12 protein-coding genes are annotated in these 16,091 nt (G+C 47.5%); all 12 read right to left on the reverse strand.

What is annotated here, in order from left to right; all coding sequences use genetic code 11:
* Position 1: 1 nt before the first annotated feature.
* Positions 2-1,384, reverse strand: coding sequence for an undecaprenyl-phosphate glucose phosphotransferase (locus HOP53_RS05095; RefSeq protein ID WP_234269003.1), 1,383 nt, complete (start codon positions 1,382-1,384; stop codon positions 2-4).
* Entirely contained in the window at positions 1,381-2,580 is a 1,200-nt protein-coding gene (locus HOP53_RS05100) for an O-antigen ligase family protein (protein ID WP_234269004.1), read from the reverse strand. The genes HOP53_RS05095 and HOP53_RS05100 overlap by 4 nt, the downstream gene beginning before the upstream one ends.
* 84 nt (positions 2,581-2,664) lie before the next feature.
* On the reverse strand, positions 2,665-3,234 hold the full coding sequence (locus HOP53_RS05105; protein WP_338073290.1) for a glycosyltransferase: 570 nt from the start codon (positions 3,232-3,234) through the stop codon (positions 2,665-2,667).
* Complete coding sequence (locus HOP53_RS05110; protein ID WP_234269005.1) at positions 3,183-3,611, reverse strand: oligosaccharide biosynthesis protein Alg14; 429 nt, start codon at positions 3,609-3,611, stop codon at positions 3,183-3,185. The genes HOP53_RS05105 and HOP53_RS05110 overlap by 52 nt, the downstream gene beginning before the upstream one ends.
* Positions 3,608-4,498 (reverse strand): glycosyltransferase family 2 protein, encoded by an 891-nt coding sequence (locus HOP53_RS05115; RefSeq protein WP_234269006.1) that lies wholly within the window; start codon positions 4,496-4,498, stop codon positions 3,608-3,610. Before HOP53_RS05115 ends, HOP53_RS05110 begins: the two co-directional genes overlap by 4 nt.
* Positions 4,495-6,297, reverse strand: coding sequence for a hypothetical protein (locus HOP53_RS05120; RefSeq protein WP_234269007.1), 1,803 nt, complete (start codon positions 6,295-6,297; stop codon positions 4,495-4,497). The genes HOP53_RS05115 and HOP53_RS05120 overlap by 4 nt, the downstream gene beginning before the upstream one ends.
* A 35-nt stretch (positions 6,298-6,332) precedes the next feature.
* On the reverse strand, positions 6,333-8,555 hold the full coding sequence (locus HOP53_RS05125; RefSeq protein WP_234269008.1) for an alginate lyase family protein: 2,223 nt from the start codon (positions 8,553-8,555) through the stop codon (positions 6,333-6,335).
* Between the two features lie 28 nt (positions 8,556-8,583).
* Positions 8,584-9,864, reverse strand: a complete 1,281-nt coding sequence (locus HOP53_RS05130) for a hypothetical protein (RefSeq protein ID WP_234269009.1) — start codon at positions 9,862-9,864, stop codon at positions 8,584-8,586.
* Positions 9,857-11,401, reverse strand: a complete 1,545-nt coding sequence (locus tag HOP53_RS05135; RefSeq protein ID WP_234269010.1) for a hypothetical protein — start codon at positions 11,399-11,401, stop codon at positions 9,857-9,859. The genes HOP53_RS05130 and HOP53_RS05135 overlap by 8 nt, the downstream gene beginning before the upstream one ends.
* 69 nt (positions 11,402-11,470) lie before the next feature.
* On the reverse strand, positions 11,471-13,807 hold the full coding sequence (locus HOP53_RS05140; protein ID WP_234269011.1) for a hypothetical protein: 2,337 nt from the start codon (positions 13,805-13,807) through the stop codon (positions 11,471-11,473).
* 136 nt (positions 13,808-13,943) lie between these two features.
* Positions 13,944-14,891, reverse strand: a complete 948-nt coding sequence (locus HOP53_RS05145; RefSeq protein WP_234269012.1) for a hypothetical protein — start codon at positions 14,889-14,891, stop codon at positions 13,944-13,946.
* 266 nt (positions 14,892-15,157) lie between these two features.
* Positions 15,158-16,057 (reverse strand): hypothetical protein, encoded by a 900-nt coding sequence (locus tag HOP53_RS05150; RefSeq protein WP_234269013.1) that lies wholly within the window; start codon positions 16,055-16,057, stop codon positions 15,158-15,160.
* Positions 16,058-16,091: the final 34 nt, after the last annotated feature.

Genomic DNA, 16,091 nt, shown 5'->3' on the forward strand with positions numbered 1-16,091 from the left:
TCTAGTACGCGTTAGGGTTCAAGAAGCCTTTATAAATTGTCAGTGCAATGATTCTCAAGTCCAGCCAGATCGACCAGTTATCAATGTACCAGAGGTCGTGCTCGACCCGACGCTCCATCTTCTCGACGGTATCGGTCTCGCCTCTCAAGCCGTTGACCTGAGCCCAGCCGGTAATGCCGGGCTTGACCTTATGCCGCTTCATGTACGACTCGACGATATCCTTGTAGTGCTCATTGTGAGCCAGCGCATGCGGGCGTGGCCCCACGATGGACATGCGCCCCTGCAGCACGTTGTAGAACTGCGGCAGCTCGTCCAATGAGGTGCGCCGCAGGAACGCCCCCAGCCGGGTAACCCGCGGGTCGCCCCGCCGGGCTTGAGTCACCTGCCCGCCCGGCTCCTCGTGAACCTCCATGGAGCGGAACTTGTATACCTTGAAGTGCTTGCCGTTGTCGCCCATACGGTATTGCTTGAACAGCACGGGCCCCGGCGAGGTGAGCTTGATAGCAATGGCGATAACCAGACACACCGGCAGCACCAGCAGGCTGAAAAAGCTGCCCAGTACCAGGTCTTCCAAGCGCTTCACGATGCGGGTAACGCCGTTGAAGGGCGTGACACTGAGATCCACCGCCAAATGGCCGGCCACCTCGCTCATGCTGTGGTTCAACAGGTGCATGTCGCGGAAATCCGGCAGAAAGCGTACTTCAGCCGTATGGTTGCGCAACGCATAGAAGATAGACCGCACCACGCCTCCCATGTCGAGCGGCACGCAGATCCACACCTCGCAGGCGTTCGACTCCACTACGCGGCGGCTCAGGCGCTCGATGGTTTCCTCATCCAGCCCTCCGGCAAGGCGCTCGACTCCGGCAATCGAGTACCCCTCGGCCGGATACTTACGCATGCCCTCGGCCACGCGGATGAGCTGCTCGCCCGGCCCAACCAGAAACACCGGCCGCCTGGCACGCCCCTGTCGCCGTGCCCGACGCAACAGCAGCTGCGCCAGCATACGTCCCCCGCCCGCCAGCAAGAAGGAGGATACGAGAGTGAACCCCACCCACAGGCGAGAGTAGCGCTCGGCGGCATGAGCGAAATAGATCAGCGACGTAGCAATGGCAGCCAGGATGAGCCAGGTCAGGGCAAGCCGGGCAATCATTGCCGGCAGCCGCTTGATGCGCCAGGAGCTGTAGCCACGCTGCATGGTGTTCAGCAACACCACCAGCAGCGACATGATGATCATGGCCAGCCAGAAGCGCTCGTGCAGCTGCAAGGTGCCGAAGCGCAGCCAATAGGCAAACAGCCCACCGGCGAAAATGCAGAACACATCGAACACCGGCACGATGAGCTGCGCCGGGTAACGATCGGCAAAACTGATCGGGGCGACTTTCATGCGCTATGCTCGCTATCCTTGCAGGCCAGCACGAAAAGCAGCGCCATGACGAAAGCGTAATAGGTCGCGATCATCTCGTGCTGCAGCGCCACCTCGGAAAGACAGAAAACGATGAACCCAAGGGAGAACACGAAGCCGGCGAACCAGTATGGGTTATCGGGCTCCCGATGGCTTCGCCGCAAGAAATACAAGGCCGGGAAAATCAGGTAGAAGAACAGCGCCACCACTCCGATGAGCCCACCCGTGGCCAACGTTTCGAAATACTGGCTATGGGCATGGCCACGGCTGATGGTGGCCACCCACTCGTTGATGATCCCCGTACCCGCCAGCTCCAGGTTCAGGGCATCACGTTCGGAATAGGTCAGCCCTACCAGAGGTCGCTCCTTGAATGCCTCGATGGCAGCCGCCCATAAGCGTACGCGACCACCGGCGGAGTTATGGCGGAAATCCCCTTCCAGGATCCTTTCCACCTCACTCACGGTAAGATCAACCCGCTCCTCGACCTGCGGCAAAGTCAGGTAGCTTGCCAGCGCCAAGCCCGCCAACGCTAGCAGCCCGACGACCAGATACATCACCCCGATGCGCCGCCACTGCCACACCAACAGCACGGTGAAAACGATGGGGATGGCAAACACCGCCCCGCGCGAGGTGCTCAGTAGCGTGGCCAGCAGCGCAAGCAACGCCCCAGCACCTACCAAAGCCCTTCGCTGAGTGCTGGGCAGCAGTGCCACCAACAGGAAGAACAGCGAGGCGCTGAGATAGCCGAAATTGATATGGAAAAGAAAACCATCCACCCGAGACTGGCCGAGTAGATAAACCTCATAAACCGCAACGCCGGCGCCACCCAACGATCCGACGAAGCCACCATATTCCAGCGCAGCCCGGAAGCGCACCAGGCTAAGCTCTGCCAACGCGACCCGAAGCATCAAGTAAATGGGAATGATACCCATCATATGCAGGCCCGGCGCCAAATAACGCGTGCTGAAGCCACTCATGACGAAAACGGGAAGGTGGCTGAGCATGTACAGCGACAGCAGCAGCACAACCAGCCAATCCTGCCGGGTCATCGCCAGTTGGTGGCGATTGGAAATGAGAAAGCCTACGGAGTAAATCAGCAGCAGCGCAACGAAGGCGTGTATCCGGATAGGAGCCGAAACCAGCAGCGCGAATGCAAGGAAGGTGACCGCAAGGGTCAACTGAAGAGCTGTCTTGTGACTGAATAGCACCTGGCGCCTCACAGGATAATTTTCAATGAAGCCACGTGCTGGCCCGCGCGCAGATCATAACGACTCGACCAAGGAATTCAACCGCTTTGCAAACGCTCTCCTCTCACGCTCGATGGCTTCTCGCAGCACCAAGGCAGGCGGTGCTTCCTTCGGCACACAAATGATCGCCTCCACCAGCGGTTCTAGTTCAAAGAAAACGGGTACGCCGTAGCGCTCCGATATGGCCTCGGCGGTGTCGCGCTGGTGATCGTTGCGATGCTCCCGCAGGCTTGCCAGCCTGGGCAACATGAAAAAGGGCTTGGCCCGCTCCAGGCACAACAGCAGGTTGCCCATGCCCGCGTGGGTGACAACCAGCTCGGCCTGCTGAAACAGCGCCTCGAATTCTTCCTGTGGGAACATGGGCGCGACATTCAAATTGGCATGAGCGGTAGTGCAACCAGGTAGCGCGGAGTCCGATGCTCCAGGCCCCGCCTGAAACACCAAGCGCCACTCCGGGCAGCGCTCGGCCACTCGCTCCACGACTCGTGCCATCCGGGCGAACGGAAACTGGGTGCCTGCCGTAAATAGCACATTCATAGCAAACGGCCCAGGTAGCGCACACGGCGGGTTTCCAGCTCCGGCCATTGGGTCAGCACCCGCGTAGCGAACAGGCAGGCTGCACGGCACGAAAGCGAGACATTGCGGCTATTGGCGATGCTATCCACCCAGATCGTCTTGCGGCCCAGCAGAAAGCCGGCGAACAGGATCAAAAGACCGGGCGCCGCCCCCGTACTCACGATCACATCCGGCCGGCTGCGGCGCACGATGCCAAGCGCACGGGGCAACTGAAGGATGCCCCGCCATATTTCACGAACGCTGAAATCATCGAGGTAATAATCCGCCGAGGTATGCTGCGACTCGGCAGTGGAGACGAACTGACGCTCATCGCAGGCAAGCAGTTCGGATACCCGCTTCAGCTGTGCCCAGTGGCCGCCAAAGGAGGCGGCGAACAGAATCCTCACCGCGGCAGCCCTCTCCGCTCGGCGCCGGGTACCATCAGGCGACACCGCTGTGCCACCTTCACCCCTTTGAGATAAGCGAGTACCAGCAGCGCCCATGCGCGCTCGCGCCAGGTCATGTCTTGCCGGGTAAACAGCGTTGCCACGTCGCCCACCAAGTTGCCGAGCACACGCCGCAGGTTACCCAGCATGCCGCGGTCGCGGTACAGCGCCTGGCTGCCCGAGGTTACCCGCCGCGCCTTACCGGCCAGCGCCGAGAGAGAAGCACGCGCCGGATGCCGAACCACGGCTTCGGCGCAGTAAAGCATGCGATGCCCCCGTGTGGTGGCACGCCGGGTCCATTCAAAATCACCACCGGACATCAGTTCAGCGTTGAACGGTCCGACTTCCTCGAACACCCTGCGGCGTACGAACAAATTGGCCGTTACCGCCACCCCATTGGCAACGTTCTGCCGCTGGCGAAACGCAAAGGCCTTCTCGAAGCACTCCGCCGGCGACAACCGCGGCGTGGCATAGGTCAGCTCGATGTTACCCGCCACCAAGTCCACATCGGGATGCGACTGCAAGCAATCAATCCCGGCCTGCAGCCACCCAGGAGCAGGAACACAATCCGCATCGAGAAATACGAGCACCTCTCCTCGCGCCTCGGCAATGCCTCGGTTGCGGGCTGCGTAGGAGCCTGGCGCCGGCTCATGAAGTAGTCGAGTATTGCTGGGTAGCATCAAATCGTGCGGCTGGCTCTCGCCAGCATTCTCGATAATAAGGACTTCTAACTCATGCAGTGACAGGGTCTGGCCGGTCAGGGCAGCGAGGCAAGAGCACAGGGGATACCAATCTCGGTAAGTAGGCACGATAAGAGAAACAGCAGGCGTTGGCACATCGTCGCTCATTCGTTGTCCTCACCTACACCTGCAGCTAAGAAAACCAAGCTATCTTTGCCAATATCAGATCCATTCTTAAGATGAGATAAGCACCTTAGCAGGTCAGGAAGTAATGCGATTGCATCAGCGTACCTTTGTCGTTGAAAAAATTTCTCAAAGACACCACAAAGCACGCAGAGATAAAAACGTTCTAATGGCACTTCCGCCAGCACTTCTCTATCTTTTGCAGCTCTCAGGAGTGCTTTTCTTAAGCTTTTTCCAGCTCCTCTTGCTCTTGAAACCTCCGCCCCAACTGGCTCAATAGACCACTCTCCCCAATGAGCAGCACACAGAGCTCCAGCTTCAGAAAGCAACACAAGATCTTTGGGTGCTGAAACATTACATATCACCAATGGAAGAAGATTCAGCTCAGCTAAGACTTCATCAAAACAAAATCTGAGATTTTCGATATTACTTCTATCGACTTCTTTCACAGCAACAGTGTCCAATCGCTCCATCATCCATGAGCCCAATCTATGAGGCAAAAGAGGATGCGAGCGTAAATAACGGTTCAGCAAAGCTTTATCCGGTTCAACTTTCCAATATTCTGCCAGCCATTCATTTTTGACTCGTCTAACTAACCAGCTGCTTCTAACATAACCCTCAGACAAGCGGAGCAGATGCACATCGAAGCCTTCCATATCCCCAATATAAACAAGCTCTGGAGCAGGCAGCAAATGACTGGAAACGGACGACAAGATATCCACCTCGCTCATCGCCGCTTTGCGATGTCGCTTGCCGAATATTTTTAGCAGGTACCGCTCAGCCTCTTCTTCCGCTGCCTTCACCTCGACATCAAAAGCCAACAGATCCGCCAAGCCGCTCTGCTTCCAACGACATTGCACTCGCACACCATCGACCAGCGCATGACCTTTAACTTGAGCAAGGATACGCAGCAGCTGGTCACAATTTTCACACAAGCAGAGCAAGCTCCAGAACCTCCTGTTCCGCGTGTGCTCCGGCATCTTTTCCAGGCGATGCCCTGTAAAAAAGATGGCATTGATCTGGAGACGCTTGTCACTGAGCCAGATCGCATCCTTGAGCACACCGTCGAGCCGGTTCAAGAGTTGTCTTGATAATAACAAGCTGATGAGTGCCACCATGAAACTGACGCCTTCCCATAGCAGAAAATCCACCACCATGAAGGCGAACAGCATCATGAAGCCAATACCAGAGATAAGCCCTATGAGGGATCCCGCCTTCTGTTGTAACTCGCCGCGCGCTTCGACGCGATGGCCCAGTAACGCCACGAAAGCTGAAGCGGCCAGCACATAACTGATAATGGCAAAGAGAAAGCCCGGGTAAACAAGGGCAAAGAGCAAAATAAGTACTGCCGCCAGTGTTCCGGTAGCTAAGCCAGCCGCCAGTTTCTGGTAAGCTTGGCTGGCGACTTCGTCCTGATTCGTGAACAGGACCAACTTGTGCGTGCCTGCCACCACACCCGCAGCCCCCCTCTCCGCCATGAAGCTCAAAAGTCTTTCCGATGAGAGTGAAGCGGCATAGAAAAATACGGTAGCAAGGCTAAGTGCAATGACCAGAGCATCTCGATCGAGCGCCGCCCATGAGTCAGGAAAATAGCGCGGCGTACCTGTCGAGCCGATCAAGATAATGACCTTCAGTGGCAAGAAAAAAGCCAGCATACGAGAAAACTGGCTCACCAGGGTCAGTACAACGAGGGTAAGCGTGGGCAGAGGTACAAGCTTGAAAAACTTCTTGAGCACCGCTGCCGACCAATACAGATGGCGTAGCGCAACGCGATAGAACCACATCAGGTATCACACCTAAAAAACATATGCCTTACCTTTCAACTCAGCTGCCAAAAGGGCCGAATGCCATCATGAGGGAAAAACAATGGCTTAACCTCTTCCTTGCTGGGAATTCCCAAATGCTCAAGCCCACTCACCTTCCCATAACGAGAAAGATAGGCGTAATAAATTGGGTAGTAACGCTCAGAATCGAAGTTGTCTATCTGTTGAAAAGGCCAATCCTTTCCCATATACGAAAGCAACCACTCCATGGCCCTACGTATGCTCTGCCCCTCCGGCCCCTCGAAGCTCCACAGGTCTTCGCCGCATGACTCCGCCAATTGCGCCAAGTGGATCCACCCCTGCAGGTTAAAGCAACAATAGTGAGCAGTGGTGGTACGCTTCAGCTCCTCGGGCTGGCTACCGTCGGCAGCAAACTGATGCACAATACGGAAACGGCAGTCTCTCAGCGTATGCCGCAGTAACGTGTCCTCTCCGAGAAACGCAGCAATGGTACCAACCTGTAAGTCGTAGTAGGTGCCATGATTGTTCTGCGCTGCGCGCTCCTTCACACCCTGCGGGCTGGTACGCAGCCAGTGCAGGTATTTGGATAGCCACTCCCTGAATGCATCCGCCTCGCTTTCCGTCAGCCTATTGCACTGCTCCAGCAACCTAACGGCATCGAGAAAATAGTAGAAATCCTTCGCCTCGATAATGCCTGAACTGCTCCCCCGGTTACCGTTCCATCCCTTTCTCACCTGGGCATATTCAAGATGGGGGGCCATGGCTGTCTCGGGATCTAGGAACCAAGTACGAACAAGCTTGGAGGCATGATCATGATATCGTTCGTCTTGGCTCACGCTACCCGCTAGTGCCAGAACGAAAGTATCGTCAAACAAGCGCTGTAATCGTGTGCGGTCATAGTTATCGCTCATCGGCTCATATAGCCGAGTACCGGGGACGCGCTTGCCATCTCTGCGTATATAAGGCAGCCCTGGGATGGGGAGCGGAATGGGCCAGAAGTAAGGAGCAGGATGCCAGTAGTCGTGAAGATTGTTGCTCGGTGGAAGCGTTTTTTTATCTACGACTGAATAGGGCCCGCGAGACAGCGCTTCATCCGCTGCACTTACCAGGCTTTGCCTTAGCGTTTCGCTTGCACCGCCATGCGATGCCACATCGGCCACATAGCACAGACGATTCGAGTCGTACCGAGAATGGAATCCTACCCCATCGAGCCTGTCGAGCAGATTCGCAATGGCTTCGTTACGCGCCAAGCCACGGTCGACAAGCCCACTTTTTCCTTTTTCCAGGTGGCCTTGGCCCGAGAAAAGCCGAGCCACCCAGCCTGCCGTAGCGAATGCACCGGCATCCTCAGAATAGCCAGGACATGGGATGTCCCATGGTTCGACATGCCAGTGGTCCCATTTGCCGGGTATCCCGAGCCGCCAGAAAAGTTCCACCTTGGGGCGGCGGCCATAGTAGCATGCTTCATCGAACACCTCGGTGCTATCGCACCTAAAGATCATTTGCGGTTCTTCATCGGCGTGGGGACGATAACCTTTTTCCAGCAAGCTCTCATTGCTGGATATCCGTGCCATCGGGACGACAAAATAGCGACACTCTGGCTGTTCTTCAATACCCGTTACAATTTCCTTCCAGGCCTCATCAGTAAGGAAGCAGTTACCATCCCAGGGTAATACCCATTTGGCTTGAGCCTTGCCTGCACTAAGCGCCGCGTTCCGTGCTCCGTTATTATTCATCACATAGTTGTTCTTATGCCGGTATAGCCGCATCCATATTCGACTCTGTTGGGCAGCAGTCAACTGAGTGAACAGTTTTCCAGTTGGCAAATATTCTCTTGGCACTCCCTCGACATCCAATGACAGAGTCTGGTATGCATCAAGGTGAAACGGTATATGTATATATTCGACATTGGCAGCTTCCAGCATTCCAATTATCTGCTTTTCTTCATCTGGATCGACAATACGATTGACAATAAAGTGCTTTACGCAACCTTCTAACTTCGGCTCATTCTTGAGGATAAATTCCAAATTTTTCCGTGACTGCCCTTTCTCATGCCGAGGAACGAGATCGTTACCAATGATGCGATAAAGAACAAATTTGCTTTCAAAATTATTTAGGGAAAATTGTCTTTCTTGAACCTCACCATGAGATATGGCTTTTTTCCTCTTTACCTGCCTTTCTGCCGGAGTAGTGACCTTAATGTTATGAAGGAGTCTAAATTGAAAATCTCGCTTAAATTTTTTCAAATAATTCAACACTGCCGACACCTGCCCCAAGTCAATAAACTTATGATTCCATTAGCATCATCGAGACTTCATTTCTCAACCTGCCAAGATCTTTTTTCCAATGATCGTAAATACTCGGGTCATAAGTCTCAAATCTCTCAAGCCAATCATCATTGTAAAAATCGTTCTTCCAGAAGCCAGCCTTCAATTCAGAGATTGCGACTCTTGGCGCCACCGAGTTTTTCACAAAACCGTAGTAGTCTTCTCGGATATTGTCGAGTTCGAATAGTTGATAGACCTTCACTCCAGCATGAAGAAGGTCAATTACCACGGACGAATTTGGGACCAAAGCGATATGTTCATACTCAGGCACTACATCATGCACAAGAAAATCACTATTTAGAAAAACAAAGTCACTCTCTTGCGAGCGAGGATGTTTTTTTATCGCGACACTTTCCACATCAGGATTGGACTGGCATAAGTTGACAACCTCCTCCACTTTTTCCTTGTGAAAAGTGGAGCTCAGATAAATTACTACTTCTACCTTATCCGGCGGCGCATCCATTATTTCTTCAAAAGAAGCGGCTTTCTCCTCTCTTGGAATGATGAACGCCGCTCCCTCGATTTCGCCTATCTCAGAATAAGTGTTTAATGATTTCTCATTGCGTAATATGGAAATCTCGTAATCCAAACTAGGAAAATCCTTGGTCACTTCGGCATGCTGCACATATATCCTGGGGACGCCTTGCAGTTTCATTACCATCGAGAGCGCTACGGATATATCAGTATGATCATTGGCAAAGATGGACACCTTCGGCTTCGCATCCGCTCTACTGAAGTATACTAGCAACCGGTAATACGCATTCACAAATCGAATGAGAAACCTAAGCGAGGTAGGGTTAACTTTTATGCGCCCGAGGTAAACGAGGCAGCAACAAAACAGGACGAATCTCACAAAAACATGATAGAGATCGTTCTTCCCTTTCCTTGTTGGGTAGAACGACACGTTTCTTTCTTTAGTGTATGCAAATAGATCAGCAACCTCAGTGCCAGCCATCAGCTTTTGCAAAAAAAAGAACTCTCTTTCATTATTTTTTGTGCTGCCACAGTACAAAGCCTCTGGAACAGGCCCAACATAACGCTTATGACGTGATAGAAAAAACTCTCTGAACAAGTAAGTCGCCGCCACCAACCGAGGCAGGCGCGAGGTGTTGAGCCGCTTGTATTTTTCTTCCGCCTCGATTCGCACATGATACACTGGCACATCGCCGAACCGTATGATCTTGAAATTTCTTTCAAGGCCGAGAAAAAATAAACGTACTGAACAGTACAATTTATGCATCAACGTGATTCGCCACAATATTAATTAATGTTTGCCCTACGTCCAAGGCAACACCGCCATTTTTTGCGACTTCTGCAGCGAAAATTTTTCCTATGAACCCAGCAGAAATAAAGAACACGACGCCAGGACCCGCCAGCTCTCTAATTTGTTCAAGATAGTTTTCATAAACATAAGGCAGAGGCTGCATGGCTTCCGTATAACTAAATTTCTCGGTCTTCAGCAGGCGATGTGTTGGCAATTCTATATATGTAGCATGAGGAATGTCATCAAAGACCGGTTGCAGATACTCTCTCTTTGCACCCGAAATAAATATGACACGCTGAGCGAGCCTAGCGAGTTTAGCAATGTACTCCCTGTCAAACAGGTATAGGTTTATCTGGCCCTCTGTGATATAGGCACGGGCGTCATATGCTTTCAGATACCCATGACAGATCGTAAAAAGCCTACAAAGTAGAGCATTGTTAAAAATGCTATAATCGCGATTGATGCTAAGCTCATTGATAAACCTGAATACACTAGGAATTCCGACCAAGGCATGCTCAAACAAGCTCCGTCTGAAATCTTCTTGAATTTTATTCCTTAATGCAGGAGGCAGCACTTCTCCCCACCAATGAAGCTCCTGTCGTTCCATATCGAAGGCACACGGTAAAGTATTGGGGAAACCATACCCTTCACCGTCATTAAGCCTAACGAAAGAAAAGCGGTCTCCATTCAGCACTGCTTTTTCAACTTGCTCTTTTATCTTCGCCAGCTTATTTTTTTTAATTTGGTAATCAAGCATATTTTTCTCTTCGGGAATAATCTCGAAGAGCGATAGCAAGTACTTTTTATATTCTCTGGAAAGAGTCTTATCCAGCAAGCAAAATTGCTTTACAATGGTTTGAAAGTTTACAACACTTTCGTCCTTTAACCTTCCCTCCCAATACAGCAACTTCACCGAAGCGGCAGGCGTTATTTGCTGGAAATATCTTTTTTTTAAATCATCAAATACTTCCCTCTCTCCTTCAACTGCAGCTTTGTGCAGAACCCTAAGCACCTGTTGGAAAGTGATTGAATCGATCAACTCCGCTTTATAAAAGGCGTCATAGGCTTCCTTGGCAGTCAACTTTTTAGTGATGAGAGCTATTAAAAGTCGCCTGAATTCACTTTCATTTTTTAATTTTTTCTTTTTATCTCGATAATATTTTATAAATTCTTCCAACTCTAAGAGCAAGATAGGTGACGGCGAAGAAAGTGACTCTCGGATTTTAACCAAGAATCTAATCTCCTCACTGCGAATATTAAACTTATTCTTTGTGATAGTATCATATGACGGACTTCGCTTATCATTCAGATAAGAAAGAGCTTCCCATATGATATTTTCTGGAATAAATTTTCTCTTCTGAAAAATACAAAAAGCCTTTACTGAATTAGGGCTTTTTTCAATTCGCTCGGCGATGGACACAGCTATTTTTAAATTTAATGATTTCTCAATTTTCCTAATAAAACGATATATTATTCTTGCTCTACTCTTTATAAATCCAATCATATCTGGCAAAGAATTTCTCCATCACCTTCATCCTTGAGTGGTAAAATAATAGCCTGAGATTCACTTGGTGTCTTAAAGCTATTTCAAATAACTATCCAACCTTCGAAGCACTTCTTCAAAGACTAAAGCACAACACTCATCACGTGAAGCTGAGAAATCAATCCATTCAGGAGCAACAACAGTAGAATTCATTGTTAATTGATCTTTTTCGCAAGTACCGCTGGCGGTACGCAAATAATAATTCTCTGGCGAGAAGCCTAGCATCCAAACAGGAACCCCTAAGGCGGCACCCAGCTCAATTGGAGCTGAACTCACACCTATTAGCAAATCGAAGTTTACCAAGTAACTAGCTAATCCTTCAAAGTCATTAAACATGTCGATATCTTCAATTAGATTTATACTATTATTTTGACAAAATTCCTTTTCATCATCATTTATAGCATGTTGGATAGACCACAACTCCACCCCATTCAATTTAGTTAGAGGGGCAAAGTCTTCGGCCTTAAGGTACATAAATTTTCTCCAACGAATGAAGTAATGACTGCGCCAGAGAATTCCTACTCTCAATTTATCTTTACGAGGTAGTTGCCTACGATAGGTGGGCTTTAAATATCCCTTATTAATTTCTGGTTTTAGTGAGCCAATGAATTTATTGAAAAAAAGGTTTTGCCCAAATGTGATGCACGTTGAAGACTCAATCTCAGCATGGCATTTTTCATCAAGGTAATCAGCCACCTTTTTGTCAAATCCAAACATTCTTTTTTCACGGTTATCTGTTTTTTCTCTCACACCTTTTCTATATCTAGTAACAGGCATGAATTTTATTTTTTCGAAAGAGTGCGTAAAGAGATTTATCAGCCTCGGGTCACAACTAACTACAACTTTATCGCACATGGTTGATAGTATGTTATAGAACTGCGCCGTACGCAATTCATCACCGACTCCTTCGTCGCCTATGACGAATATTTTTTTATCTTTTAGATCACTTGGCAGTGGTTGGTAATTTAAAAATTTCTCACTGTAGTGCTTCTTTAAAGCTACCCAGTGAGGCGCATTCCTTTTTGAATACAGTCCGTTTATATAGTCCCCATTCATCAGTAGGCTAATCGTAAGATCGCCGCCAACATTTTGTAGCCCTGCTCTTCCTTTACTTTTCGAGCCATACCCTATAGCCTGCCGAATTTTGACAAGAGATAACATATGCTCCCCTGTCCTGGGTAAAGCGAAACGCAAGCCAGTGGTCGAAATTGCTTCCGTGGGGTTTTCTCGCAGTACTTTTAAAAAACAGTCTCGGGATGAGTTATAATCCCCCCTCTCCAGATAAAAGTACCCCCTTATCGCTTTCGGTGCCAATGCCATATCTGGAGTAACTACACTATCAATCAATCCATACGCTTTCTCTAATTCATCGACTTCAGTTAAAAGATAAAGCAACTGATCTTTTTTCAACCAGTCAGATTTATAATAAAAATCTATATGCATTCTGAGGCTTTCACGGTAGATCTCTTCGCATATTTTCCATTTATTGATTGCTGAAAACGAGTTCTTAAGTGCCACCTTCGTAGCTAAAAAATTAGTAGGCACATCATCAAGACTGACATCCAGGTTTTGCAACCACTCAACACGATAATTTAGGTTCAAAGCATAGGCCTCTACGCTAAAGAGACCATGCTTTTTAGTTACGTGGTCAATAATATTCTCTGCAATGGCATTGTGCCCAAAGTCAAACAATGATGGAACATATTTTACTTTATTAGCTTTATTAGTATCGAAATAATCCCCCCCAAAGTAATCTAGAGGATCGATTACTCTCGCGCTTGAAAGTATTGAAAATTGGCTCCAACTTAAAAGTTCATTTATTGCTTCCTTTTCGTCGTCAGGAATATCTGCCTGAGGATCTTCCAGAAGAAATTTCAATTTCTCTATAGCTTCTAGCTTCTCATTCTCACTCAAGCCTGAAATATCAATACATGCCAGAGTTTTATTAAAATCACCTAACCTCGCTGGCTTTATCTGATCCTTCACCATTGACATCAAATAACTATCTGCTAATACGCCCTCATCGGAGCATAGTAAGGCTTTTACAACGAGATTTTTCTTTGACAAAGATAGTTTCTCGAAATCAAAAAGCTTAGCAACTCGACAGGCTGACTTGTAGTTTCTAAATTTTATTAAGACATCTAGACATTGCATCTTTAAACTTTCAGAATTGCTAGAAACGGCAATGTTTTCAATTTTTATGCTGGACAATAGATATAAATCTTGCTCTTTTTTGACTTTTTCCGCTCTACCATCTTTGCTTCCCTTGCTGTAGTTGTTTTCCTGCTTGTTATAGGCCGCTCGAACCCTCTTTAATGTATTATAAAGAACGGGGCTTCTTTTAATTGAATTTTTAATTTTTTCTCGCATTGACATCGCCAAGCTGTCTATTTTATAAAGTTGATCGAAACGCTTCCACAATTCAGTCAATTAACGCGGAAGATAGAATATCATAATATTGCCACTCAACTTTTCAGCAGCATTAAGGTCATACTAAGAACCTCAAATGTCATTAACAATAATATTTTTTAATCAATTCAGGAGAGCATCCGGATTTAATGAGAGATGGAGCTAAAAAGTGATCAAACATAAGCGTACTGTCCTCTTTTAAGCAGAGCCTTAAACTTTCTCGATTGAACGAATTAAAAAAACTTGCTTTCCCATACTTGTCACTTGAAAATTCTTTAAAGAGTATTCTGTTAATTTCCTTCTTTCGTACACCGCTTACTTTTGGAAGAATCTCTCTAGACAACCTTACACCATATTCGGAAAAGCTAGCGTTAGCTTGTTTAATCACATTAAATCCATTGAGACTGCAGCGCTTCTTAGTTAATATATACAGGAACTTTTCTATAAACACTTCTGTCCCCAGCTCTAATATTAGTTCAAAGGGAAGAGCTGTGAATTTACCAGGTAGTTTATTGTGGCAAGAACTTGCCACATCATGCCATGATAGATTTTTAATATCTATTGCTTCAACAAATTCATCGAAAGAAAGTGATCGCTGCTCTTTTATTTGCTGAAGATAGCAGGACTCTATAAAAGCATCTTGCTTTCTCACAACCATGATGGCATTGACAAGTTCATCGCCAAATATTTCCTTTATAGATTCCGCCACCACTAAGTGATGAGTATAAATTCCCTTGTATATATCTAGTGAGGAATGGCCTAGAATACCTTCCCAAGAGATAATGACATCGTTTTTTCCGCAGTTATTCAACACCCTCTTTAAGTCTTCTTTTGCATCTTTGATAGATTTTGCAAAATCATGCTGGTTTAGTATTTCCTTATTAGCAATTGACCTAAAATGAGTCGCTACTGCAGTTCCTTTTAGCTCCTGCCCTCCTATAAACGAAAAGCCATAACGCGTCTCAACCAATTCATTGTTTGCTCTTAAAGTTCTTTGGATTGTAGTCGATGCCGACTTATGGGCACCAATGTGTAAAAATATTCTTTTCATTTCATTTTCTTAACATTGAAATTAAATTTTAAGGGAGAACATATAAAAATGCTTAAAGATATATCATGGCCATCACATTCAAAACATTAGTGGCTTTCTCTTCCCATTGATTAATGCAAAGTACCACACAACAATCCAAATCTCCAATACCGCACACTGGACATCAATAACATTCTCAGTTCACGCCGGATGAGATTAAGCCAGCCTAACGGTATCTCACTCGGTTAAAACTATTTAAGAAAGTGTTAGACGGCAAAAGCCAGCTTTTAAGACGTATAGAATTCTTTATAAATTTCGCAATCCATGTTATAGCGAGAAAATAATAGCTTATTGCTCTCTGATGAAGCTGAAATAATTTCTTTTCTTTCTTGATCGCTGAAGATAGTGAGCTTTCCATACTTGCTTGCTGGAAACTTTTGTTGCAAAAAGCGAATCAATTCTTTTCGACTCTTTACATCAGGTATGTACTTAAAGGCTTCTAAAGAAAACTCATATGCTATTCCTGACATGCTCGGATTTTGAAACCCGGGCTCATATGATATAATCTTAAAGTCTTCGGCTATTATGCGAAAGAATTTTGTTATGAAACTCTCAGCGCTCTTCTTTATTTCTTCAAAAACCATCACGGAAAGCTTCGATCTTCCAACAATTTTTTCCAACCCGACCAAAACCTCAAGCCAGTTAATGCTACTTAAGCAAGGGGTGCTAGCTATGAATTTATCATATGGAACCAATCTACCACTTTGAACATTCTGCAATGCCATGCTTTCAATGAAGTTATCTTGTCTTTTTATTACAAAAATTACGTGCAGATCATAACCCATTTCCGATGCTGCATCAGAGATGTTTTTTAATATAACATCTGAAAAAGGATAAATATTTTTTTCTTTCCCAATAGCTCCGGAAAATCCTTCATAAGAGACTAAAATATTACCAAACTCCTTTTTTGAAACAACCTCTTTTTCAAGAAAGTTAATAAAATCTCCCTTCAGGAGAGAAAATCCGTCTGCGATATATTTTTTTATATCCCAGTGCGGAAGCAGCCTTATGTTGTGGACGTAAAAAATTCCGTGACTCCTCATTATTTCTTTGTTGTTTTTTGCAAACTGCTGAAGCAGCGTACTGCCTGTTTTATGAGGCCCAACATGGAGATATATTTTTTTCACTTGCCTTTCCGCACTAATAAATTAAAGTCACATC

The organism is Billgrantia ethanolica (genome assembly GCF_021404305.1).
Lineage (GTDB): Bacteria > Pseudomonadota > Gammaproteobacteria > Pseudomonadales > Halomonadaceae > Halomonas > Halomonas ethanolica.

Coding starts and splice junctions, on each gene's coding strand:
- HOP53_RS05095 (WP_234269003.1), bottom strand. CDS start 1,384: ATGAAAGTCGCCCCGATCAGTTTTGCCGATCGTTACCCGGCGCAGCTC.
- HOP53_RS05105 (WP_338073290.1), bottom strand. CDS start 3,234: ATGGCCGGAGCTGGAAACCCGCCGTGTGCGCTACCTGGGCCGTTTGCT.
- HOP53_RS05115 (WP_234269006.1), bottom strand. CDS start 4,498: ATGAGCGACGATGTGCCAACGCCTGCTGTTTCTCTTATCGTGCCTACT.
- HOP53_RS05120 (WP_234269007.1), bottom strand. CDS start 6,297: ATGTGGTTCTATCGCGTTGCGCTACGCCATCTGTATTGGTCGGCAGCG.
- HOP53_RS05130 (WP_234269009.1), bottom strand. CDS start 9,864: ATGCATAAATTGTACTGTTCAGTACGTTTATTTTTTCTCGGCCTTGAA.
- HOP53_RS05140 (WP_234269011.1), bottom strand. CDS start 13,807: ATGTCAATGCGAGAAAAAATTAAAAATTCAATTAAAAGAAGCCCCGTT.
- HOP53_RS05145 (WP_234269012.1), bottom strand. CDS start 14,891: ATGAAAAGAATATTTTTACACATTGGTGCCCATAAGTCGGCATCGACT.